Annotated in this window: 20 protein-coding genes; 13 read left to right on the forward strand and 7 right to left on the reverse strand. The window is 66.0% G+C overall.

From position 1 onward, the window contains the following. Positions 1-72 precede the first annotated feature (72 nt). The 5 genes from VF168_03815 to VF168_03835 all read left to right on the forward strand — a co-directional run bounded on the left by VF168_03815 (position 73) and on the right by VF168_03835 (position 4,163). Entirely contained in the window at positions 73-564 is a 492-nt protein-coding gene (locus VF168_03815; GenBank protein HEX7003293.1) for a CarD family transcriptional regulator, read from the forward strand. Positions 565-568: 4 nt separating this feature from the next. Beyond that, positions 569-1,396 carry a 16S rRNA (adenine(1518)-N(6)/adenine(1519)-N(6))-dimethyltransferase RsmA gene (gene rsmA / locus VF168_03820; protein HEX7003294.1) on the forward strand — a complete coding sequence of 276 codons (828 nt, stop codon included), beginning with the start codon at positions 569-571 and terminating at the stop codon, positions 1,394-1,396. A gap of 69 nt (positions 1,397-1,465) precedes the next feature. After that, positions 1,466-2,410, forward strand: coding sequence for a carbohydrate kinase family protein (locus tag VF168_03825; protein HEX7003295.1), 945 nt, complete (start codon positions 1,466-1,468; stop codon positions 2,408-2,410). Between the two features lie 8 nt (positions 2,411-2,418). Further along, a complete protein-coding gene (locus VF168_03830) occupies positions 2,419-3,333 on the forward strand; it encodes a S41 family peptidase (protein ID HEX7003296.1) in 915 nt (304 codons plus the stop codon). Continuing rightward, on the forward strand, positions 3,330-4,163 hold the full coding sequence (locus VF168_03835) for an MBL fold metallo-hydrolase (GenBank protein ID HEX7003297.1): 834 nt from the start codon (positions 3,330-3,332) through the stop codon (positions 4,161-4,163). Before VF168_03830 ends, VF168_03835 begins: the two co-directional genes overlap by 4 nt. Positions 4,164-4,214: 51 nt before the next feature. Here the strand turns inward: VF168_03835 and rpoD are convergent, their stop codons facing one another. Both rpoD and thrC read right to left on the reverse strand, forming a co-directional pair. Continuing rightward, positions 4,215-5,585, reverse strand: a complete 1,371-nt coding sequence (gene rpoD, locus VF168_03840; GenBank protein HEX7003298.1) for an RNA polymerase sigma factor RpoD — start codon at positions 5,583-5,585, stop codon at positions 4,215-4,217. A 218-nt stretch (positions 5,586-5,803) separates the two neighbouring features. Beyond that, on the reverse strand, positions 5,804-7,162 hold the full coding sequence (gene thrC, locus VF168_03845; protein HEX7003299.1) for a threonine synthase: 1,359 nt from the start codon (positions 7,160-7,162) through the stop codon (positions 5,804-5,806). A gap of 83 nt (positions 7,163-7,245) precedes the next feature. Here thrC and ychF point away from each other — a divergent pair, with 83 nt between their 5' ends. Further along, positions 7,246-8,331: a redox-regulated ATPase YchF gene (gene ychF, locus VF168_03850; GenBank protein HEX7003300.1), complete on the forward strand. Its 1,086-nt coding sequence runs from the start codon at positions 7,246-7,248 to the stop codon at positions 8,329-8,331. A 276-nt stretch (positions 8,332-8,607) separates the two neighbouring features. Next, complete coding sequence (locus VF168_03855; protein HEX7003301.1) at positions 8,608-9,216, forward strand: helix-turn-helix domain-containing protein; 609 nt, start codon at positions 8,608-8,610, stop codon at positions 9,214-9,216. A 59-nt stretch (positions 9,217-9,275) separates the two neighbouring features. Here the strand turns inward: VF168_03855 and VF168_03860 are convergent, their stop codons facing one another. After that, on the reverse strand, positions 9,276-11,912 hold the full coding sequence (locus VF168_03860) for a POTRA domain-containing protein (protein ID HEX7003302.1): 2,637 nt from the start codon (positions 11,910-11,912) through the stop codon (positions 9,276-9,278). A 94-nt stretch (positions 11,913-12,006) separates the two neighbouring features. Between VF168_03860 and VF168_03865 the strand changes: the two genes are divergently transcribed. From VF168_03865 to VF168_03875, 3 genes are read left to right on the forward strand one after another with little or no spacing between them, the layout of a single operon-like run. Next, positions 12,007-12,837, forward strand: coding sequence for a purine-nucleoside phosphorylase (locus VF168_03865; protein HEX7003303.1), 831 nt, complete (start codon positions 12,007-12,009; stop codon positions 12,835-12,837). Continuing rightward, a complete protein-coding gene (locus tag VF168_03870) occupies positions 12,834-13,487 on the forward strand; it encodes a YggS family pyridoxal phosphate-dependent enzyme (GenBank protein HEX7003304.1) in 654 nt (217 codons plus the stop codon). Before VF168_03865 ends, VF168_03870 begins: the two co-directional genes overlap by 4 nt. Continuing rightward, positions 13,484-13,999: a DivIVA domain-containing protein gene (locus tag VF168_03875; protein HEX7003305.1), complete on the forward strand. Its 516-nt coding sequence runs from the start codon at positions 13,484-13,486 to the stop codon at positions 13,997-13,999. Before VF168_03870 ends, VF168_03875 begins: the two co-directional genes overlap by 4 nt. An 11-nt stretch (positions 14,000-14,010) precedes the next feature. Here VF168_03875 and VF168_03880 read toward each other — a convergent pair whose 3' ends face one another. The 3 genes from VF168_03880 to VF168_03890 all read right to left on the reverse strand — a co-directional run bounded on the left by VF168_03880 (position 14,011) and on the right by VF168_03890 (position 16,508). Beyond that, on the reverse strand, positions 14,011-14,715 hold the full coding sequence (locus VF168_03880) for a class I SAM-dependent methyltransferase (GenBank protein ID HEX7003306.1): 705 nt from the start codon (positions 14,713-14,715) through the stop codon (positions 14,011-14,013). 68 nt (positions 14,716-14,783) lie between these two features. Continuing rightward, positions 14,784-15,227 (reverse strand): SUF system NifU family Fe-S cluster assembly protein, encoded by a 444-nt coding sequence (locus tag VF168_03885; GenBank protein ID HEX7003307.1) that lies wholly within the window; start codon positions 15,225-15,227, stop codon positions 14,784-14,786. A gap of 33 nt (positions 15,228-15,260) precedes the next feature. After that, complete coding sequence (locus tag VF168_03890) at positions 15,261-16,508, reverse strand: cysteine desulfurase (protein HEX7003308.1); 1,248 nt, start codon at positions 16,506-16,508, stop codon at positions 15,261-15,263. 120 nt (positions 16,509-16,628) lie between these two features. Here VF168_03890 and recF point away from each other — a divergent pair, with 120 nt between their 5' ends. The 3 genes from recF to gpmI all read left to right on the forward strand — a co-directional run bounded on the left by recF (position 16,629) and on the right by gpmI (position 20,135). Then, complete coding sequence (gene recF, locus VF168_03895; GenBank protein HEX7003309.1) at positions 16,629-17,672, forward strand: DNA replication and repair protein RecF; 1,044 nt, start codon at positions 16,629-16,631, stop codon at positions 17,670-17,672. After that, on the forward strand, positions 17,665-18,510 hold the full coding sequence (locus VF168_03900; GenBank protein ID HEX7003310.1) for a DUF721 domain-containing protein: 846 nt from the start codon (positions 17,665-17,667) through the stop codon (positions 18,508-18,510). Before recF ends, VF168_03900 begins: the two co-directional genes overlap by 8 nt. Positions 18,511-18,605: 95 nt before the next feature. Then, positions 18,606-20,135, forward strand: coding sequence for a 2,3-bisphosphoglycerate-independent phosphoglycerate mutase (gene gpmI / locus VF168_03905; protein ID HEX7003311.1), 1,530 nt, complete (start codon positions 18,606-18,608; stop codon positions 20,133-20,135). Between the two features lie 40 nt (positions 20,136-20,175). On the opposite strand, the gene VF168_03910 is transcribed toward gpmI, so the two are convergent. Next, positions 20,176-21,441: an alkaline phosphatase family protein gene (locus VF168_03910; GenBank protein HEX7003312.1), complete on the reverse strand. Its 1,266-nt coding sequence runs from the start codon at positions 21,439-21,441 to the stop codon at positions 20,176-20,178. Between the last annotated feature and the right edge of the window lie 98 nt (positions 21,442-21,539).

Consider the following 21,539-nt stretch of genomic DNA (forward strand, 5'->3'; position numbering starts at 1 on the left):
GGCCGATAGCGCGTGTGGTAACGGAAATCGGGGGCAGGGGCGGCTATGGTACTCTCTGGGTTGGAGGAACCGGTGACATTTCAAGTGGGTGATCACGTCGTGTACCCCTCGCAGGGGGCAGGGCTGGTGCAGGAGAAGACCACGCGGCAGGTGCTCGGCGAAACGCACGAGTACCTGAAGATCGTGTTCATTCGCGGCGACATGGAGGTTCTGGTTCCGCTCAGGAAGGGGCAGGAGGTGGGTCTCCGCCACACCGTCGGCAAGGATGAGATCGCCCAGCTCAGCGAAGCGCTTGCCAAGGGCGACCTCTCGCTGCCGAACCAGTGGCCGCCTCGCTACCGCGCGGAGCAGGACATCCTCGCTGCCGGCAGCGCCTACGATCTGGCGCGGCTCATAGGCCTGCTCTCGAAGCGTGACATCGAGAAGGGTCTCGCCGCCACCGAGCGCGAGGTGCTCGAGACGGCGAAGAGCATGCTCGCGAGCGAGTTCGCCGTGGTGCAGGACATCGGCCTGGACGAGGCCGCGAAGCAGCTCGAAGCGATCATCAGCGAAAACGTCGGCTGACCAGATGGGGGGCGCCCTGCACGCGCCCAGCAGCGTGCGCGCGCTGCTCGAGAAGTTCGGGTTGCGGGCAGACAAGTCGTTCGGTCAGAACTTCCTCGTAGATATCCACGCTCTGCAGGCGATCGTGACGGCCGCGGACCTGACCCGCGACGAAACGGTCCTCGAGGTGGGGCCCGGACTCGGTGTGCTCACCCGGGAACTGGCGCTGCGCGCCGGGCGCGTGGTGAGCGTGGAACTCGACCGGCGGCTGCTCGAGCCGCTGAAAGAGACGGTCGGTGACGCCGCCAACCTCGAACTGCGATTCGGGGACGCCATGACCTTCGACCTCGGTGAGCTCCCCGAAAGGAGTGTGCTGGTCGCCAACCTGCCATACAACATCGCCACCGGCCTGATCGTCCGGGCGCTCGAGTCGGGGAGGTTCACAAGGCTGGTGGTGATGGTGCAGAAGGAGGTAGCCGAGCGGCTCACTGCCGCCGCCGGAACCCCGCAGTACGGGGCGGTGAGCCTCATGACCCGTCACTTCGCCGAGGCGCGTGTCGTGAGGAACGTCGCTCCCGGTTCCTTCTACCCGCCGCCCGAGGTCACCTCTTCGATAGTGCGTCTCGACGTGCGCCCCGAAGCTCGACCCGAGCCGGAGCTTTTCGACCTGGTGAAGGACGCTTTCAGGCACCGCCGCAAGACGCTCGCCAAGAACCTGCAGATGGCGGGGTACGAGCGGGAGCGCGTCAACGGTGCGCTCGCCTCACTGGGGCTCGACAGCCGGGTCAGAGGCGAGCAGCTCGACCTGGAAACCTACCGCAACCTGCAGAGAGAATTGCATGCCAGGGCGTAGGTCAAGGGGGCAAATCGGCTATACTTGCGCAAGCGCTAATCGGATACCTACCGACGTCGGAGAGGGTAGATGTGTAAGTTTTTCGTTGTCGGCGACGCCACCGTCGACCAGATGTATTTTGTTGATGAACTCCCGGAGCCCGGAGGAGAGGTCACCGCGCTGAGAGCGGTCATGGAGCCTGGTGGTGCCGGCGGCACCATCGCGACCGCCCTGGCGAGGATGGGCAACCCGGTGAAGATCGCGACCAGAGTCGGCACGGGTCCGTTCTCCGAGCTGGCCCTGATGAACATGCGAGCGGCCAAAGTAGATACGTCGATGATCCAGGTCGACGAACGGCTGCAGACATCGAGCGTGACACTCCTGATCACCCCCGATACGCAACGAACGATGATCTCGGCCGCGGGCGCTTCCCGCTACCTCGACTCGGCGGCTCTGACGCAGGCCGACCTCGAGGAGTGCGACGCGCTGATCATGAGCGCCTACAGTCTCGTCGCCGGGCGGCAGCGCGAGTACGCGGTGAGAGCGCTCGAGTACGCCTCGAAGGCGAACGTCACCACTTTCATAGACATGGGCTCGGGCGCCGTGAACGCCCTGCGTGACCGGCTCATCGGACTGGTGCGGGAGGTCGACTACCTGCTGATGAACGAGCGGGAGCTCTACACCCTGACCGGCGAGAGCTCGATTTCCGACGCCGTTTCGGGGCTTCGTACCCACGGCATCGAACGCGTGATCGTCAAGGTGGGCGAGATGGGCTCGATCGTCATCACTCCGGAACTCACCGAGCTGATCGAGGCGTTCGAGGTGGACGGTGTGGTCGACTCTACCGGCGCCGGCGACTACTACACGGCCGCGTTCGCCCACGCGATCATGCGGGGCGACGACCTCCTGCATGCCGCCCGGCTCGGCAACATCGCCGGCGCCCTCAACACCACCATGGTAGGTGCCCAGAGCTACCCGATAACTGCGGAGGAGCTCGACAGTCACGCCGAAGAACTCGAAGCAGTGCAGGGTTGACGAGCGAGTTGAGTCGCCGACACCTTCTCATCGCTTGCCTGTTGTGCCTCCTGGCTTCTGGCGCCGTCGCTCAGGGCAACTACGCGGAACGATTCGAGCGGGCCTGGAGCCTGGTCGCGGAGCGCTACTGGAGCCTCGAGGAGATCGACTGGCAGGCGGTGGGCGAAGAGTACCGCGACGACGCCGTCGGCGCAGCCAGCGAGGACGAGTTCTACGACGTGCTGGAGCGGATGTACGAGGAGCTCGACGACGACCATTCGGTGTTCGTGCCACCCGAGCGGGTCGCGGAGATTCGCGAGGAGTACGGTGACCTCCCTTGCCTGCCGGTGCTGGCCCAGAGCGATCCGAACGCGAACATCGGCCGTGTGAGTTTCCGGCTCATCGGCCAGGTGGGCTACCTGAAGGTTCCGGACCTGGCCTCTCCGTGGATCGCCGCGGACACGCGGGACGTGGTAGGCACGCTGGTATCGGCCGGCGCCGATTCGTTGATCCTCGACCTGCGCGGGAACCCCGGCGGCCGGCTCGTCGAGATGATGCAGCTGGCCGGGATCTTCACGCGCGGCTTCCTCTGGCGGGTGGTGACCCGCTGGTCGCTGCCCATCCCCTATCCCGCCATCGGCGCCGTCGAAACCGAACTGCCGCTGGCGATACTCACCGACGGCCGGGTCAACAGCGCCGCCGAAGGCTTGGCCGGTGCCCTCCAGCAGGCCCAGAGGGCCGTTATCGTAGGCGAGCCGACCGCGGGCAACGTCGAGGCGGTTCTCCCCTTCTGCCTGCGCGACGGCTCCCAGGCGTGGATAGCTACCGGGGTGCTGGCCCCTATCGGCGCGCCAACCTGGGAGGGAGAGGGCGTCAAACCCGACATACCCGCGGACGCCGACGAAGCGCTCGAAGCCGCTCTGCGCTACCTGCGAGGGATGTGAGCGCTCGGAGCGTAGCGACGGGCGTATGGTGCCTGCCACTCGAGAGCAGCACCCTGCCTCCCTTCGACACCACCAACACCTACCTGGTAGCCCACGACGGGGTGGGGGTGATCATCGATCCCGGGTTCAACGGGGAAGGATCGATCGATGAGCTGGGCGCGCTCGTCGACGGCGCCGGGGTCCGCCTGGTGAAGGCAGTCCTGCTCACGCACACCCATGGCGACCACACCGGAGGTCTGGACTCGGTGGCGAGCCGCTTCGACGAACCTACTCTCTACGTCCATCCGCTCGAACTGCCCCGCCTCAGTTCGGACCGCGCCAGGGCGTTGACCGACGAGCGTGTGCTGACCGTGGGAGACCTGACGATCAGGGCGCTTCACACTCCCGGTCACAGCCCTGGGCATCTCTGCTTCCATCTGCCCGATTCCGGTGTCGTGCTGTGCGGGGACCTGGTTGCCGGCGGCGCCTCGGTATGGGTCGGGGTCCCGGAGGGCGACATGAAAGCCTACCTGGCTTCGCTCGAGCGGATCGCTGACATCGAAGGTTTGCAGACGCTCGGTCCGGGCCACGGCGACCTGATCGGGGATCCGAAGGGGCGCCTGGATCAGGCACGCGACCACCGCCTGGATCGGGAGGAGCAGGTCCTCCTCGCTCTCGAGGAGCCCTTGCGACTGGAGGCACTGCGCGAGGCCGTCTACGGCGACCTCGCCGAGGGGCTACGGGGGCCGGCCGAGGCCACCCTGCTCGCTCACCTCCAGAAGCTGATGAGCGAGATGCGGGTGGTGCACCTGGGTGAGGACGAGACCGGACCGTTCGTGGTCAGGCGGTAAGTCGGGCGGTAGGTCCAGGAGTACGGCGCGCCAGCGCTGGCTGACGCCGGCTCAGCCCTCCAGGAAGTCCCTGAGCTTGCGGGTCCTGCTCTCGTGGTACTTGAGCTTGCGCAGCGCCTTGTTCTCGATCTGGCGGATCCGCTCGCGGGTCACCCCGAAGTGGCTGCCCACCTCCTCGAGCGTGTGCTCGCGACCATCCACCAGGCCCTTACGCAACTTCAACACCATCGCCTCACGCTCGTTCAGCTTGCCCAGAGCCTCGTCGAGTTCCTCCGAGAGGATGATCTTCGATGCCTGATCGACCGGCGATTCGACGTTCTCGTCGGGTATGAAGTCGCCGTAGAACGAGTCCTCCTCGTCACCGATCGGCGTCTCCAGCGAGAACGGCTCGCGGGCCAGGCGGAAAGCCTCCTCGACCTTCTCGGCGTTCCACTCCGGACCCATCGCGTCGGCGATCTGCTCCCAGGTCGGTTCCTCGCCATGCTCCTGATGCAGGGTGCGCCTGATCCTGGTGAGCTTGTTGATCGTCTCGACCATGTGCACCGGGATGCGGATAGTGCGGGCCTGGTCGGCGATGGCCCTGTTCACGGCCTGGCGGATCCACCAGGTGGCGTAGGTGGAGAACTTGTAGCCACGACGGTAGTCGAACTTCTCGACCGCACGGATGAGGCCCTGGTTCCCCTCCTGCACCAGGTCGAGGAAGCCCATCCCGCGCCCGCGATACTTCTTCGCTACCGACACGACCAGCCTCAGGTTCGCCTCGATCAGGTGCTGGCGGGCCATGTCACCGTCCTCCACCACCCGCTTCAGTTGCCGCTGGTCACGGTCGCTGAGTGTGGAGGCCTCCTCTTCGAGCCTCGCCCGGGCTGCCTCGCCCTCCTCGATGCGCCTCGCGAGACTGATCTCCTCCTCCAGCGTCAGCAGCTTGACGCGACCGATCTCCTGCAGGTACTGGCGCACCGGATCGCCGGTGGCGGCGCTGTCGCGGGTCCAGGAATCTGCCCGCTCCTCGAGCTCGAGGCGTTCGGCCTCCTCGTCGGCGGCCTCGTCCCCTTCGTCATCGTCGTCAGAAGCCAGCGCCTCGTCATCCTCGGCGTCGTCGTCGAGCTCCTCCTCTTCGGGCAACTCTTCGATCACGACGCCCTCCTGCTGGAGCAGGACGGCTAGCTTCCGCTCGCTCTCGCTGTCCTCTTCTTCGCTCGCGATCGTCTGGGCCACATTGACCACGGCGGCACGTGAGACGAGGCCCACGTCGCGCGCCGTCTGCAGCAGTTTCTGAACTGCCGGGTCCTCACGCAAACCCTCGAGCTCCTTCTGATCGACCTCTCCGTTCTCTACGCCACTCTCCTTCGCAACTGCAGCGGAGCCGCGTTTCTCGTTCACTCGTCGTCTCGTTCCACTCTTCTCGAGTTTTTCCGGCATGGGTCCTCCCGCCTCCGGCTCATGGTCCCGGCGGCACGATCGGTTGCAGCTCGTGTCGAAGTATCGGGGAACCGCCCGACCCCTGCGGTCGCACCTTCCTGGGTTAGGCGACCAATGGGCACTATAGCGAGGGCCGGGCGTCCACTTGTTTGCCCAGATTGCAGGGACGTCGGGGATGGCCTGCTAGAGAGGTCCGCCTCGTCTACGGACGGGCGTCACTACCTCTGCCCGTCGAGCAGGACCTGCCTGAGGCTAGAGGCCTCCGCTTCGATCTCCTGGACACGCTGCGGGGCGTCGCGCAGGCGTTCCAGCAGCTCGCTCGAAGGGGCCGAGACGCCCGTCGCCTGCGCGACGACGTCCGGGAACTTGGCAGGGTGAGCAGTGGCGAGGACGAGCGCGGGCCGGCGGTCACCCGTTCCGGCGCGATACCGCTCGACCGCCTCGAAGCCTACGGCGGTGTGGGGGCAGGCGATGTAGCCGTCCTCCTCGAAAGTCGCTCGCATCCGTTCTCGCGTCGCCTGGTCGCTCACCGAGGTAGCGCTGATGCGTTCCGTCATGCTCACGCCGAACAGCCGGTCCAGCCGCTCGAAGTTGCTGGGCGAGCCTACGTCCATGGCGTTCGAGATGGTTCTGACGGTCTCGCCGAAACGGTAGGCCTGCGCCGCGCCAGCCAGGAACCTGGGGAAGAAGTCGTTGGCGTTGTGCGCGGCGAGGAAGCGGTTCACCGGCAGCCCTGCCGCGGCGGCCAGCAGGCCGGCCGTCAGATTGCCGAGGTTCCCGCTGGGCACAGCTACCAGAGGCTCCCTGTCGCTCCCGGTGCTTCTAACGAGTTCGGCTACCGCCCACACGTAGTAGCACTGCTGCGGGAGCAAACGACCCACGTTTATCGAGTTGGCGCTGGAGAGCGGCACTCCCTCGAGGGCCGGGTCGACGAACGCCCCTTTCACCAGCCGCTGACAGTCGTCGAAGGTGCCCCGCACTCGCAGGCTGGTGAGATTGGGACGTTCAGCGATCAGCTGCCGCTCCTGGACCTCGCTGACCATCCCCTTCGGGTAGAGGAGCACGACACGCAGGTTGTCGAGGCCCGAGAAGCCGTCGGCAACCGCCGAGCCTGTATCGCCGGAGGTGGCGACGAGGATGGTTAGCCTCTCCCCCCTTCCCTCCAGGTAGCGGTTCATCAGACGCGCCATCGTCCGGGCGCCGAAGTCCTTGAACGAGAGCGTTGGACCGTGGAACAGTTCGACTACGTAGCGGTCCTCCGACAGTTCGACCAGCGGCACTGGGAAGTCGAGCGCGTCGGCGATAAGGCGGGCAAGTTCGTCACCCGTCGGCTCCTCGAGCCAGCCGCCAAGCAGTTCCGTCGCGAGGTCGGGGAACGACTCGATGCTGTGCCACCGTTCCGGGAGCGGCGGGATCGACTCTGGCAGGTAGAGGCCGCCGTCGGGGGCCAGTCCTTGGAGCAAAGCTACGCGGAAGGGAACGGAACGACCCGCTTCTCCGCGGCTACTGCGGAACCCGACAGGGCCGGGATCGCGTGGAACTCCCGCGGCTCTGATACGTTCGGGAGCGCCGGCCATGGACGGGAGGATATCACGCACCCCTGATATACTCCGCCCTTGGACGCCGCGCCCGACGGCAGCGGCGGCCAACTGGAGTTCTCATGCTCGGAATCGGTATTGTCGGCCTTCCCAACGTCGGGAAGAGCACGTTGTTCAACGCAATAACCCGCGCAGGTGTCGAGGCGGCCAACTATCCGTTCGCGACCATCGACAAGAACGTGGGCGTGGTCGCGGTCCCCGATGAGCGCCTGCCGGCGCTACGGGACCTCTACCGGAAAGATGGCAAGGAGCCACCGGTCGTTCCGACGACCGTCGAGTTCGTCGACATCGCCGGACTGGTGAAGGGCGCCTCGCAGGGTGAGGGCCTGGGCAACAGGTTCCTGGCCAACATCCGCGAGGTCGCGGCCATAGCGCACGTCGTCCGCTGCTTCGAAGACCCTAACGTCGTGCACGTCGCCGGCCGGGTCGATCCCATCGTCGACATCGACACGATCGACACCGAACTGGCGCTGGCCGACATCGCCTCCCTGGAGAAGCGGCTCGAGAAACTGCGCCGCAGCGCCAAGGCGAACAAGGAAGATGCCCTGCTGGTGGAGCGGTGTGAGGCGATGATCGCCCACCTCAGCGAGGGGCGTTCTGCCCGCAGTTCCGACATCGAACTACCCGCGGACTTCAACCTCCTCACCGCCAAGCCGGTGATCTACGTCTGCAACGTCTCCGAAGAGGACCTGATGGCCGGGAACGAGCACGTTTCGGCCGTAGCCAAGCGTGCCGAGAAGGAGGGCGCCGAGGTCGTCGTCATCTCTGCCCGCATCGAAGAGGAGCTGAGCGACCTGAGCGACGAGGAGGCGAGCGAGTTCCTCTCCGACCTGGGGCTCGAGGCGCCCGGACTCGAGCGTCTCATCCACAAGGGTTACGACGCGCTGGGTCTGCTTACGTTCCTGACGGCGGGCGAGAAGGAGGTGCGGGCCTGGACCGTGAGGCGTGGGACGAAGGCGCCGCAGGCGGCCGGAGAGATCCACAGCGACATAGAGCGCGGTTTCATCCGCGCCGAGGTGATCGCCTGGGACAGGCTCGTGGAGGCGGGGTCGATCACAGGGGCTCGCGCGAAGGGCTGGTTGCGGACGGAGGGCAAGGAGTACGTCATGCGGGACGGGGACGTGGTGAACTTCCTGTTCAACGTGTAGGGAAAGCTCGATCCCCCGCACAGGTAACCTGCGCGAAAGCGGCAGGCCGATCCACGGCCTCGACTACTGCCCGGTCGAGCATCTAGCTGGAGGACTCGTGGCAGCGGGCATCCTACCTAGCCGGGCCATTGTGACCGACACGCTTTCGTCGAAGTAGTGCTCCACCCCGATCCAGTTGGTAACGTGTCACTTTTTTCCCGTCTCCGACGGCCGCTATATTCGGTGGAGCGACATTCGCTGCCGTGCGCCGTGGTGTGCGGCTCGGAGGGGGCCCGGATGAGCGACACCGTCGACCAACGTGAATACACCGATATTCACTCGTTCGGTCCCGGCGAAGTAATACTCTTCCCAGGCGCGCCTGAGAACCTTTATCGAGTACACCGCGGTCTAGTCCGCGTGCACACAGTTGATGACGAAGGAAACGGGCTAACGCTTCGCTATGTAAAGCCAGGCGGGTACTTCGGCGAGGAATCGATCGCCGGACTACCGCGCAGGTACTTCGCCGAGGCCGTCGCGCAGAGCGACATAGAGGTAATCAGCCCAGCGGTTCTGCAGGCCGAGGACAACCTCGAGCTGGCGACCGATCTGGTCCACGCCGTCGAGGGACTTTACCGGTCCCTCCACCGTCTATCCGGCAAACGATTGCGCTCGCGCATCGCCGCGGAACTTCTCGACCTACGGGAGAGCGCTCTAGCCGGCAGGAACGACGCCGGCTACGAGATCATCCACATCACCCACGACGACCTGGCGGCTGCCGTAGGCTCGGTGCGCGAGACCGTCACGAAGGTGGTGGGTGAACTGGGCAGGCTTGGCGCGATCGAAGCCGGATACGGCAAGATCGCGCTCACCGACATAGACAGGTTGAGGTCGATCGCCGGGGAGTAGACCGCAGTCGGCAAAACCGCACGCCCCGCCCTTGGTGAACCTGAGGGCCTGGTCTTCCGCTAGAAGACCGGGCCGACCCGGAAGCGGAACTCCCCTGTGGGGTTCCGTTGGCTGAAACCGTAGTCGAATCTGAGCGCCGGTAGGAGGACGCCTCCGAAACCCAGGTTGACCTGCACGCCCACGCCGGCGCCCGCGAACAGCGGGGCGCCGTACTCGGGGAAGTTGGGCACGCTCGAGGCCCAGCCTACGTCGACGAAGACGATGCCGATCACCGTCTGGGTGGCGACAGTATCGAGGCCGAAGTCGTAGCGGTACTCCATCGAAGCGGTGGCGTAGGTGCGGGAGAGGTCGAAATCGTCCACGGTGTAGCCGCGGATCGCGGTGGCGTCGTTGATGCTCTTGCCCACCTGGAACCGCTTGGAGATGGGGTAGTTGGTGCCGAACTGATGTCCGGCGTTGATCCTGAAGGCCAGCACGTGGTTCGGGTCGCTTATCTCCTCGGGCGCGATGTCGGCCAACAGCACGTAGGTCTTCACACCGAACTCGAGTTGCTGGTAGGCGTACGACTGCTGCTGCCCGCTCGCAGGATCACGGTAGTCGGTACCGATCCCCAAGCCCACCAGAGCAGAGGCAGCGATGCCGCTTCGCGGGAAGTCGGGGTTGTCGCGATCGTCGTAACTCACCGTCGTGCTGATGAAGCTGTTGAGGCCGCCCTGGGGCAGGAAGTCATCGGCAGCCGCCTCTGGCAGCGCGCAGCGGTCGGCGTTCTCCAGGCTCCCACTGTCGTCGAAGGTGCACTCCACTTCGGGCGGCTCGAGCTTGTAGTCGGTGATAGAGGCTCGGGCGCTGAAGCGGAGGCTGGTGAAGTCGGCGACCGGCCGCGCGACGGAGAAGCTGAGACCGGTGTCGCGTTGCGCGTACTCGCCCACAAGCACCCGGTTCGCCTCGGTATCGGGCCGTCCCGGGTAGGGCGCGCGGGTGGAGCCATCTGCGGTCAGGAGCTGGTTGGTCGCCACCACACTGAACAGGGACGCCGATACCGAGGTGGGGACCTCCCGGAAGTCGTAGGCGTCGATGTAGAGCCAGGGGATGCTGTAGCGGACGGAACCGCCGAGCATCAGGCCGATGTCGGAAGTCTGCAGATTGACTTCCGCGCCCACGCTGTGGGCCCGCCCCAGGAAGTTCGCTTCGCTGAACGAGAGCGATGCCGAGAGGCCCGAGTCGGTCGCGTACTGAGCGCTGGGCGTGAAGAGGCCGGTACGCAACTCCCGTACGACGACGTCGAGACGAACCTGCGACGGATCCTCGGTCGGGACGAACCTCACGTTGACCGGTTCTACGGCGCCCAAGCGCGCTATCTGCCGCAGCGATGCCCTGATCTCCTCCTGGTTGACGACCGTTCCGACCTCGGGCATGTAGCGGGTGATCACGAACTCGTGCGTCTTGGGTTGCTCGCCCTCGAACGTGACGTCGTGGCCGGCGACCGTAACCTCGGTGATCCGCTGGATGTAGGTACCTTCGTCGTAGCTGAAGTCGGGCTCGGGCAGGACCACCCAGCCCTCCTGCTGGTAGCGCCGGACGATCCGATCGAAATCCTCGCGGGCGAGCGTGGAGGTGAAGGTGTCTCCCACCTCAAGCGCCAGCACCTCCCGCAACTCCTCGTCCGAGACGACGGTGTTCCCTTCGAAGACGATATCCTCGACGGGACCGGCGGTCTCCGGCGGGCCGAGCTGGAAGGTCACTCGCACGTCCCCGTCGCTCGTGGGAATCGGCGTCATCCGCACGTCGCCGCTGCGCCCTCGAGCCAGTCGCCGCACGTCCTCGAGCAGCAGGTCGTAGTTGAACAGGTCGCCGACCTCGACGCTCAGCTCCGACGGATCGACTCCGATGGCGCTGGTATCGATCGAGGCGATGCGCGCCTCCTGCAACGCCACCTCGAGGATCCCCTGCTGCAGCGAGCTGGCCCCCACGTCCACGCCGCTGAAGCGGTAGCCCTCATCCCGATAGAGCTGCTCGACGCGCTGCACCGCCTGAACGTAGAGGTCGAAGTCGAACTCGCCCGTGCTCACCAGGGGTTGGAACAGCTGCCTCAGAGGCGCTTCCTCCAGTACCGACGACTCCTCCACCACGACGTCGTCGACGGGAGCTGCCTCGCTCACCTCGAAGACGAGCCTCAGCTGCTCCTCCCCGCCGGCCTCGACCTCCTGCACCTCCAGGCTCACGGGGACGTCGAAAGGGAAGCCCCGCCGCCGGTAGAGCCGCTGGATGGTCGAGAGGGCTTCCTCGGCCCGTGCCGTGTTGTAGACGCGGCCGGGCGCCAACAGGTGTTCTCGTTCGAGGGCCATCCTGAGAGTCTCGGCCTGGATCGCCTCTGCCCCCTCGAAGAGCACCTCGCTGATGAGCGGATTCTCCTCCACCCGCACGAGCAGCACCGGTCCGTCGTTCGAGTCCTCCAGCGAAACGCTCACCTCGCTGAACGTCCCCAGGGCGTAGACCCGGTTCCGCTCCGCCTCGAGATCGACCTCCTCGACGGGACGGCCGGCCCGCGACTCCAGTACCACGCGCACGATGTCCGCGTAGCTGGCGGTGCCTTCGACCCGCACCCCGGCGAGGGTTTCGCCGCCCGCCTCGGACTGTGCGGCAGCCCAGGCGGAAAGCATGACAACGACGACGAGAACAGCACGACGTAACGGCATGACGCAAGTCTAACCGAGGAGTTGTGTGAGAAACCTGCGCTGTAGCCGCGCTTCCGGCCCGAGCCGCCCAAGGAGGGCTGGTTATCATGGCGTCATGCACCACCCCTTCGATACCCCTCTGGCCCAGGCCCTCTCCCGCGTCCGAAAGGAGAGCTCGCTGGTGCCGGAGGTCGCGCTCATCCTCGGTTCCGGCCTCGGCCCGCTTGCCGACGAGATCGACGTCGACGCCATCGTTCCCTACGAGGAGATCCCGGGGATGGTCCGTTCCACCGCACCGGGCCACTCCGGCAAGCTCTACCTCGGATCCTTGGAGGGGCGGCGGGTGGTGGCGATGAGGGGACGGGTGCACCTCTACGACGGGGTCAGCGCGGCCCAGGTCGCCTTCCCGGTGCGCCTCATGCACGAGCTGGGCGCGGGGAGTCTCATAGTTTCCAACGCCTGCGGTGGGCTCGAACCGAGCTGGCGGGCGGGTGACCTGATGCTCCAGACCGACTTCATCAACGCCACCGGAACGAGCCCTCTGCTGGGACCCAACGACGGAAGCCGGGGGCCCAGGTTTCCCGTCATGTTCGATTGCTACGACAGCGACTACTCGGGGCTCGCCCGCAGCTCCGCGGAGCGCCTCGGTATCACCCTCAGAGAGGGCGTCTACCTCGCCATCTCCGGCCCGGCTTACGCCACGCGCGCCGAACTGCGGGCCTATCGCAACTGGGGCGCCGACGCGATCGGCATGTCGACCGTCCACGAAGTGATCGTTGCCCGACACGAAGGAGTCAGGGTGCTCGGCCTCTCCTGCATCACCGACATGGCTCTGCCCGATTCGCACGAGCATGTGAGCGGAGATGAAGTGGTGCGTATGGCCGAACGCTCGGGCGAGAAGTTCCGGCGGCTGGTGCGGGCCGTCCTGCCGGAGCTGCAGGCTTGATCGACGAGGTACGACGGCGGATCGCGGCGGCCTGCGAACGGGCCGGTCGTGAGCGGTCCGAGGTGAAGCTCGTAGCCGTGACCAAGGGCCATCCTGTCGCCGAGATCGAGGAGAGGGTCGTGGACGAAGGCTGCCTGGTTCTGGGAGAGAGTCGGCTCCAGGAGTGGCGGGCCAAGGAGGCAGAACTCACGGGCCGCGGCATCGAGTGGCATCTGATCGGCAACCTGCAGCGAAACAAGATCAAGTACTGTCTCCCCTTCCACACCATCCACTCGCTCAACTCGCGGCGGCTCGCCGATGCTCTGCAGGCGTACGGCGAGCGGAGCGACCACCGGTTCCGGGTGCTGGTGGAGGTGAACGTCGCCGGGGAGGAGAGCAAACTGGGCATCGGGGTCGAGGAAGCGGCCGAGCTAGTTGCCTACGCCCGGGCTCTGCCCAATCTGCAGGTGGCCGGGTTGATGACGATGGCTCCTCACTACGACGACCCGGAGCAGGCCAGACCGGTGTTCAGGGGCCTCCGAGGGCTGCGTGATAAACTCGGCCTGGTGGAACTCTCGATGGGCATGAGCAACGACTTCGAAGTCGCGGTCGAAGAGGGAGCGACGATCGTAAGGGTTGGCAGCGCTCTGTTCGACGGGAGCGACGCGTGAAGCTGAGCCCGCTCGACATCGAGCACATGGAGTTCACCACCTCGGTAAGCGGGTACTCGAAGCGTCAGGTGCGTGAGTTCCTGGAACGCGTGTCGCAGCAGCTTGAGGAAACCCTCCGCGACAACCAGGGGCTTCGCGACGAGCTCAAGAAACGCGACGAACGGATCGAGGACCTACAGGTCGGCGAGGTCGAGCTCAAGCGGGCGGTGATAGCCGCCGAGCGGATAGCCAACGAGATCAAGGAGAACGCCAAGCACGAGGCGTCGTTGATCCTGCGTGAGGCCGATGGGCAGCGGAACAACCTGCTGCGTGAAGCCGAATCGCGGCTGCGGTCGGCACGCGCCGAACTCAGTCGGCTCGAGCGGGAGCAGCAGCTCTTCCGCGAGCAGTTCAGAGGGTTGCTGCGCGCCTTCGAACGGAGCCTCGACAATCCGGGCGCCAGCCGCAGCGCTCCGGAAGGTCAACCCAAACAGGTTGCGGCACCGGAAGCGGCAACCGAGAAGAGCCAGTAGGCAAGGGGGCTTCAGCGCTTGACACAGACGTACTTCGCGTACGCCTGCCACTTGCCATATTTCACGGACTCGATCTCGAAGCCGACTCGATCCAGCATCGCCTCCAGCAACCAGGTGTAGGTGATGAACTCCTCGCGCACGTCGTGCTCGAAGAACTCACGAGGGAAGCTTCCCGCCGGACGGCTGTCGATCCAGGCCTCGATCGCCTCGTCGGCCCGGCTCGGCTCGAATGAGAACAGGATGTCACGCAGGAACAACTTTCCGCCTGGTTTCAGTACGTCCGCGATCCTTTGAAGGGCCCTGACTTTCCAAAGGTCGGGAAGGTGATGCAGGGTTCGCTGGGTGAACGCGAAGTCGACCGGTTCGCCTCGATGCTCGTAGGTAAGGTGTCCCTGATGCACGTACTCGATATTGTGGAGGTGGAGCCTCCTGGCCTTCTCCCGTAGTTGATCGAGCATGGCTGTCGATACGTCGACTGCTATCACGCTCTTGCAGACTTTGGCCGCCTCCAAGGTGAGGGCGCCGGTGCCGCATCCGAAATCGATGATCGTGTCGGAAGCCGAAACACCCAGTTCGATCAACCGTTGCCTTTCAACCTCCGGGTCCACGTTCGCGAACCTGTCGTACGACTCCAGGACTTCGCTATCCGACCAGCCGAAATCCTGGAATTCGTCGAAAAGCCAAGGCGGAGCCGACTTGCTATCTAGCTGTGCCATGTCCAATTGCTAAGACGATTCGGGCGGTGGCGGCGCCTGGAAAGTCCTCTATCCCGGCAACGACTCGGCTACTTCGCTTGCTGCTCTTTGGCCTGCGCGCTGTCCAACGCTTCTGTGAGCGTGACCCAAGGCAGGGTCGCGCACTTGACGCGGGCATGCAGCTTGCTGATGCCCTGGAGCAGTTTGAGGTCGCCCAGCCGGTCGCTTGGCTCCCCTCCGTGGATCATCTCCTTGAAATCGGCGGCCAGCGAGCGCGCCTCGGCCACGCTCAACCCCTTGAGCGCCTGGGTCATCATGCTCGCCGACGCCTGGCTGATCGCGCACCCTTCGCCGATGAACTTCGCCTCGGCCACCTTGTCGTCGTCGATGAGGAGGAAGAGTTCGAGCTCGTCCCCGCACGACGGGTTGAGCCCCTCCTGGCGCACCGTATGCGGCTCGAGCTCGCCTCGGTTCCGGGGGCGCTTGTAGTGGTCGAGGATGATCTCCTTGTAGAGGCTGTCGAGCAGGGACATGTCTTGTTCCAGTTCCTATCGAGGTGACTTGACTCAGGCGAAGGCGGCGAAGAAGTCGCGTGCCTTGACGACCGCCGCGACTAAGCGGTCGATCTCGTCTTCGGTGTTGTAGAGATAGAAGCTTGCTCGGGCGGTCGCCTGGGTACCGAGGGCGCGGATGAGCGGCTGAGCGCAATGGTGCCCGGCTCTCACGGCGACCCCCTCCTGGTCGAGAACAGTAGCGATGTCGTGCGGGTGAGCGCCGTCCACGTTGAAGGCGATGATGCCGCCACGGTCTTCCCCTTCGGGCCCGTAGAGGGTAACGCCTTCGAGTTCCCGCATCCGCGCCAGCGCGTAGGCGAGAAGGCGCCGATCGTGCTCGAAGATCCGCTCCATGCCGATCTCCTCGAGGTAGTCGATCGCGGCCCCCAACCCGATCGCCTCCGCTATGTTCGGCGTGCCGGCTTCGAAGCGCATGGGGATGTCCGCGAAGCTGCTGCCCTCTATCTCCACCCGCCTGATCATCGATCCACCGGTTAGGAAGGGGGGCATCTCGCGGAGGATCTCGGCCCGGCCCCAGAGCGCGCCTGCACCCGTGGGTCCGCACATCTTGTGCCCGCTCAGCGCGTAGAAGTCGGCCCCCAGAGCCTGCACGTCGACCGGCATGTGGGGAGCAGCCTGAGCACCGTCGACCAGCACCAGAGCGCCTGCATCGTGCGCCAGATCGGCTATCTCCCTCACCGGGTTTATGGCGCCCAACGTGTTGCTCATGTGCCACGTGGCCACCAGCCGCGTCCTGTCGCTCAGCATCTCCCGGTAGCTGTCCATGTCGAAGCGATGGTCGGGAGTGAGAGGGACCGCTCGCAGCCTGGCGCCCCGCTCCTCGACCGCGCGCTGCCACGGCACCAGGTTGGCATGGTGCTCGGCGACCCCGATGACGATCTCGTCACCGGTCCTCAGGTTGTGCCTGGCCCAGCTGTCGGCGACCAGGTTTATGGCCTCGGTGGTGTTGCGGGTGAAGATCACCGAGGCCGGATCGGGTGCGTTGATGAAGCGCGCGACCTTCACCCGGGCTCCCTCGTAGAGGTCGCTCGCCTCGACGGCGAGGGTGTGGGCCCCACGGTGGACGTTGGCGTGGTGGCGGTAGTAGTAGTCGACCATCGCCTCGATCACCTGCCGGGGCTTCTGGGACGAGGCGGCGTTGTCGAGGTAGACGAGCGGGTGACCGTTGATCTCCCTCTCCAGGATCGGGAAGTCGGCGCGCAGGCGGGCCACATCGATCGCGCTGCCACTCGTGCTCATAGCCCGAGTGTACCACCCCTCGGAATGATTCCGAGAAAGCTGACTAGCCGATTGCCGTTTCCGGCCCAACCGCTGCCGTCCGGCTGCGGGAGCCGCTCGGGGTGGGCGTTACACTGCCGTGTGGTGCTGCGCAAGCTCACGCAGATCAACTTCCGCAACCTGGCCACCTCGACACTCGAGCCGTGTGCGGGGCTCACCGCCATATCCGGCCGGAACGCCGCGGGCAAATCGAATCTGCTGGAGGCGTCCTACCTGGGCCTCACCGGAGAGCTGCCGGGTGGGAAGATCGCGGAGAACCTCCGGATAGGCGAGGAACAGGGGTTCGTGGGCGTGCAGCTCGATCACGACGATGGCAACAGCACGATCGAGGTCGGTCTTGCACCGGGAAGAAAATCGCTCAAGCTCGACGGCCAATCGGCCCGGGTCGTCGACGTCTCGCGGGTCAGCGCAGCCGTGCTCGTAACCCCGGAAGACGCCGACCTCGTGCACGGCTCCCCCTCCGGCAGGCGCGCCTATCTCGACTCGCTGCTGGGACGTCTCTCCCCCCGCTATTCGGTCGTACTGCGCGCTTTCGCACGCGTTCTCGAACAGAGGAACGCCGCTCTACGGAGCGGCTTCGGCGACGCGGGGGTCGAGGTATGGAGCGACCGGTTCGTCGAGTTGGGAAGCGAGATCGACGAGCTGCGGGAGCGGGCGATCGTCCGCATCGCTGAACTCGCAGCGACCGCATACGAGGCGATAGCGGGCAGCGGATCACGGCTCGAGGTGACACTGCAGCGCTCCTGGGAGGCGAGTCTGGCCGAAGCGTTGCGCGCCAGCCGCCAAGAGGAGCGGGCTCGCGGCGTGACCGTGGTAGGTCCCCATCGAAGCGATCTTCGCATCGACCTAGGGGGCCACCGCGCCCAGGCTTACGCCTCCCGTGGGGAGGCGCGCACCGCGGCTCTGGCTCTCAGGGTCGCGGAGTTCCGCCTGCTGGAGGAGCGGCACGGGGAGACACCGGTACTCCTGCTCGACGACTTCAGCGCCGAACTCGACCCTTCCCGACGGGAGTTCCTGCTGCGGCTCGTGCGCAGTGCCGATCAGGCCCTCGTTACCGGCACAGAAGCTCCCCCCGAGTACGACACTCTCATGAGGATCGAAGCGGGGAGGGTGAGCAGTGGCTAAGGACACTCACGTCTCAGAGCTGCTGGCAGAGGTCTTCCGGCGTGGCGGGATGAAGCGCTCGCTCAAGCGGGCGCAGGCCGTGCTGCTCTGGCCACAGGTGGCCGGCAAGCAGCTCGCCGCCTTCACTCGCGCTCGCAGCCTCGTTGACGGGGTGCTGATAGTGGAGGTGCCCGATTCCGAGACGGCGATGCACCTGACGCTGCAGCGGCAACGCTTCCTCGACGTGTTCCAGGGCAAATTCGGAGCACGAGAGGTGCGCGACATCCGCTTCCAGACGGGACGCCGAGTCGGGGCCGAGGAGCAGCCTGCGGTAGAGGCGAAGCAGGTGCAGGTGGACCCGACCGACCTGGCGCAGCTCACCCGTGCGCTCGGTGAACTCGAACTCCCCGACGAGCTGTCGCAACCTGCCTTGCAGGCGGCTCAGTCGATGCTCGCCTATCGGGCCCGCCGCAAGGCAGAAGGCTGGTCCAACTGCCCTACCTGCGACGCCCTCACGCCCGAGACCGGGCTGTGCTCCACCTGCCGCCGCTACTCCGAAGATCCTCAGGTGGTTGCGGCCGCAGGGAGGCTGGCGGTGAACCCCTCCGTCGGCACCCCGGCGCTCTCCGAGGAGCAGCGCTCGGTCGCATCCTTGCTGGCCCAGAGGGAGCTGGCCGGAACCCTCTCTGAACTCCTGCCGCAGGTCCTGGCCGATCCCCAGCTGAGACAGCAGCTGGAGACGGTAGCCCGCTGCTACCTCGCGCTGCGCCTCGGGAAGGCGCCGGCGCAGGTGAGCGACGCCGACCTGGCTCTACTCCCGCCCAAGGTCGCTCGGATACTCGGCCACCTGGACGGGTAGTTCCTCGGAACTGCGACGACCTCCGTCACCTGTTACCCTTGCCTCGTTCGTGACGGCTCGCCAGCGACTCTCGGTTCGAGCCAGTGAGGTGAACCATGCCCAGACCGGTCGCTCTCATCGTCCTCGACGGCTTCGGCCTTGCTCCGGAAGGTCCGGGCAACGCTGTGGCTCTCGCCGACACACCGAACTTCGATCGCTACCGGCGGGAGTGGCCCCACACCACCCTGCTGGCCTCGGGGAAGGCGGTCGGTCTGCCCGAAGGTCAGATCGGCAACTCCGAGGTGGGTCACATGAACCTGGGCGCCGGGCGGGTCGTGATGCAGAGCCTCACCTACATCCAGGAGCAGATAGAGAGCGGCGCGTTCTTCCGGAATCCCGTACTCAGGGAGTTGATGGCGGAGGGCAGGCGGCTGCACCTCCTCGGCCTGGTTAGCCGCGGCGGGGTTCACAGCGACCTCGAGCATCTCCTGGCGCTGCTCGAACTGGCGCGGCGCGAGTACGACGGAGAGGTGTTCATCCACGCCTTCACCGACGGCCGCGACACCCCTCCTCAGAGCGGGCTCGGTTATCTGCGGGAGTTGGAGGAAGCGATCGTTTCGAGGGGCGCCAGAGCGCGAGTGGCCACGGTGAGCGGACGCTACTACGCGATGGACCGCGACAGGCGCTGGGAGCGTATCGAGCGCGCATACGACGCGGTGGTCTGCGGGCGGTCGAGCAGGAGCGCTCGCAGTTCGGTGGCGGCGATCGACGCCGCCTACGAACGCGGTGAGACGGACGAGTTCATCGAGCCGACGGTGATCACGACGGAAGACGGCGAGCCGCTGGGTGCGATCCAGGATGGGGACTCGGTGATCTTCTTCAACTTCCGCGCCGACCGTGCCAGGCAACTGACGTCCGCGCTGCTCGGGGGATCGGACTGGAACGAGTTCGGAAGGTGCAAGGCGCCGCAGATCCGGTTCGCCTCGCTCATGCAGTACGACCGTGAGTCCTCCGCGCCCTTCGCCTTCGAACTGCCGGAGCTGCGACCGAGCCTTGCCGAGGTCATCTCCGGGGCAGGATTACGGCAGTACCACACCGCAGAAACGGAGAAGTACGCGCATGTGACCTACTTCTTCAACGCCAAGCGGGAACGGCCCCACGAGGGGGAGGAGCATCATCTGGTCCCCTCGCCCAAGGTAGCCACGTACGACCTCAAGCCCGAGATGAGCGCGTCCGAGCTCGCCGCGGCAACGGTCAGCAGGATCCGCGAGCGGAACGACGACTTCATCCTCGTCAACTTCGCCAACCCGGACATGGTGGGCCACACCGGGGTGCTCGAAGCGGCGGTCGAGGCCTGCGAGGCCAGCGACCAGGGGATGGGTGAGGTGGTCGAGGCGGTACTCGCGAAGAGCGGGGCGGCAATCGTTCTGGCCGACCATGGTAACGCCGAGGTGATGGTCGACGAGAAGGGCGAGCCGCATACGGCGCACACAACCAATCCCGTCCCCTGCATCCTGGTCGGAGTCTCGCGCGTGGGCCTGCGGCAGGGCGGCGTGCTGGGCGATGTGGCGCCGACGGTTCTCGAACTGCTGGGTGTAGAGGTGCCGACCCAGATGACGGGACGATCGCTGCTCGCCTCCGATTGAGGGCCCGAAGTAGCGACCGAAGCGAGTTCGAGCAGCAGGACTAGATCTCGAAAGCGAGGAGCGGCACGAGCGCTTCTGCCGGCTCCAGCGATCCGTGCATCCCCACCATCGACCCTTCGGCTTCACGGTCCCACAGGTGGTTGGCGCCCCGGGAGAGCAGCAGCACGTCGCCAAGACGGGCCGGCGTCTCCGGGTGGAGTACGGCGGTGGGGCCGTAGAGGCCGGCCGCCAGCGCTTCCGCACCGTCGAGCACGGCGAAAGCGTCGGTCAGCTCCTCTCGGCAGTAGGCCAGCAGTTCCTCCTTCGCGCCGCCCCTGGCGTAGAGGTTGACGTGCCGCGCCTCACCGCCCGGACCCAGCAGGCTGAGGTCCTGCAGGCCCGGGTACTCCTGGATCTCGTGCCGCCGATCGACCGGGCAGTCCACGTGACCGTGATCGGCGCTGACGAGGAGCAGCGTTCGCGTTCCGTCGCGCCTGGCCGGTCGCTCCATCAATCTGCGCAGGTGGGCAGCGAAGTTCGCCCAGGTAAGGCTCCACGACGGAGCGTTCGTGCCGTCTCGGTGGCTGAGGGCATCGAAATCGGAGAGGTAGGCGTAAGCCAAGCTCATCTCCGGCGCGCCGTCCAGCCACTTCGCAAGCTTGTGGCAGGCATCGGTCCAGTTGATGTATCCCTCGACCCTGGCCCCCCGCAGCTGCATCCGGCTCAGCGGCGTGCGCACCAGGTGTGACGGCATGAAGGCGCTCGTCCGAGCGCCGCCCTGAGCTAGCACCTGGGCGAGCGATGGCGTGGGCAGGAACTCCTCGGGGACGAGTCCCCACCGCTCCAGGTCACCGGCCTTGGCCAGGGGATCGGCGACCGGCTGGAAGAGGAGCATGTTGGCTAGTACTCCGTGACGGGGCAGCAGGAACGTGTATCCGAGCATTCCGGTCGCGGCCGGACCGGCTCCGTTCCCCAGCAGGACCGTCGTGGCGGCGCTCGTCGTCGCCGGAGCTATCGAGGTGAGCGTTTCGTCGAGCAGAGGCGCTCTCCCCACGAGCTGCTCGATCGAACCTCCTGAGCAGTCCAACTCCTGCTGCAACCGTTGACGCCCTACGCCGTCGATGAGCAGGAGCACGACCCGGTCGGCCCGGCCCAGGTTGGCCGCCAGAGTACCGTGGAGCGGAGGCGCCGCCCAGCCCTCATCGACCCCAAGCAGCCCGCCGATCGTCGCCGGGAGATTGGCGATCGAGCCACCGGTGTAATCGGGAGTGACGAAACCGTCGGGCAGGAGGGCGTCCAGGACGGGCAGGTGACTGTTTCCGCGCATGGCTCCTCAATCTAACGTGCCGCCTCCCGCGTTGGCGTTCGCTGCGGCGCTGAGCAGCTAATCGTAGTGCCGCGGCCCATGCCGCTGCCAACGACGAC

Source organism: Trueperaceae bacterium, assembly GCA_036381595.1.
Lineage (GTDB): Bacteria > Deinococcota > Deinococci > Deinococcales > Trueperaceae > DASVCN01.

What these genes read in the sequence shown, in the direction of transcription:
- VF168_03860 (HEX7003302.1), bottom strand. Translation starts at nt 11,912, where the DNA reads ATGCCGTTACGTCGTGCTGTTCTCGTCGTCGTTGTCATGCTTTCCGCC.
- VF168_03825 (HEX7003295.1), top strand. Translation starts at nt 1,466, where the DNA reads ATGTGTAAGTTTTTCGTTGTCGGCGACGCCACCGTCGACCAGATGTAT.
- ychF (HEX7003300.1), top strand. Translation starts at nt 7,246, where the DNA reads ATGCTCGGAATCGGTATTGTCGGCCTTCCCAACGTCGGGAAGAGCACG.
- VF168_03880 (HEX7003306.1), bottom strand. Translation starts at nt 14,715, where the DNA reads ATGGCACAGCTAGATAGCAAGTCGGCTCCGCCTTGGCTTTTCGACGAA.
- rpoD (HEX7003298.1), bottom strand. Translation starts at nt 5,585, where the DNA reads ATGCCGGAAAAACTCGAGAAGAGTGGAACGAGACGACGAGTGAACGAG.
- VF168_03890 (HEX7003308.1), bottom strand. Translation starts at nt 16,508, where the DNA reads ATGAGCACGAGTGGCAGCGCGATCGATGTGGCCCGCCTGCGCGCCGAC.
- VF168_03855 (HEX7003301.1), top strand. Translation starts at nt 8,608, where the DNA reads ATGAGCGACACCGTCGACCAACGTGAATACACCGATATTCACTCGTTC.
- VF168_03910 (HEX7003312.1), bottom strand. Translation starts at nt 21,441, where the DNA reads ATGCGCGGAAACAGTCACCTGCCCGTCCTGGACGCCCTCCTGCCCGAC.
- gpmI (HEX7003311.1), top strand. Translation starts at nt 18,606, where the DNA reads ATGCCCAGACCGGTCGCTCTCATCGTCCTCGACGGCTTCGGCCTTGCT.
- rsmA (HEX7003294.1), top strand. Translation starts at nt 569, where the DNA reads ATGGGGGGCGCCCTGCACGCGCCCAGCAGCGTGCGCGCGCTGCTCGAG.
- thrC (HEX7003299.1), bottom strand. Translation starts at nt 7,162, where the DNA reads ATGGCCGGCGCTCCCGAACGTATCAGAGCCGCGGGAGTTCCACGCGAT.
- VF168_03865 (HEX7003303.1), top strand. Translation starts at nt 12,007, where the DNA reads ATGCACCACCCCTTCGATACCCCTCTGGCCCAGGCCCTCTCCCGCGTC.
- VF168_03885 (HEX7003307.1), bottom strand. Translation starts at nt 15,227, where the DNA reads ATGTCCCTGCTCGACAGCCTCTACAAGGAGATCATCCTCGACCACTAC.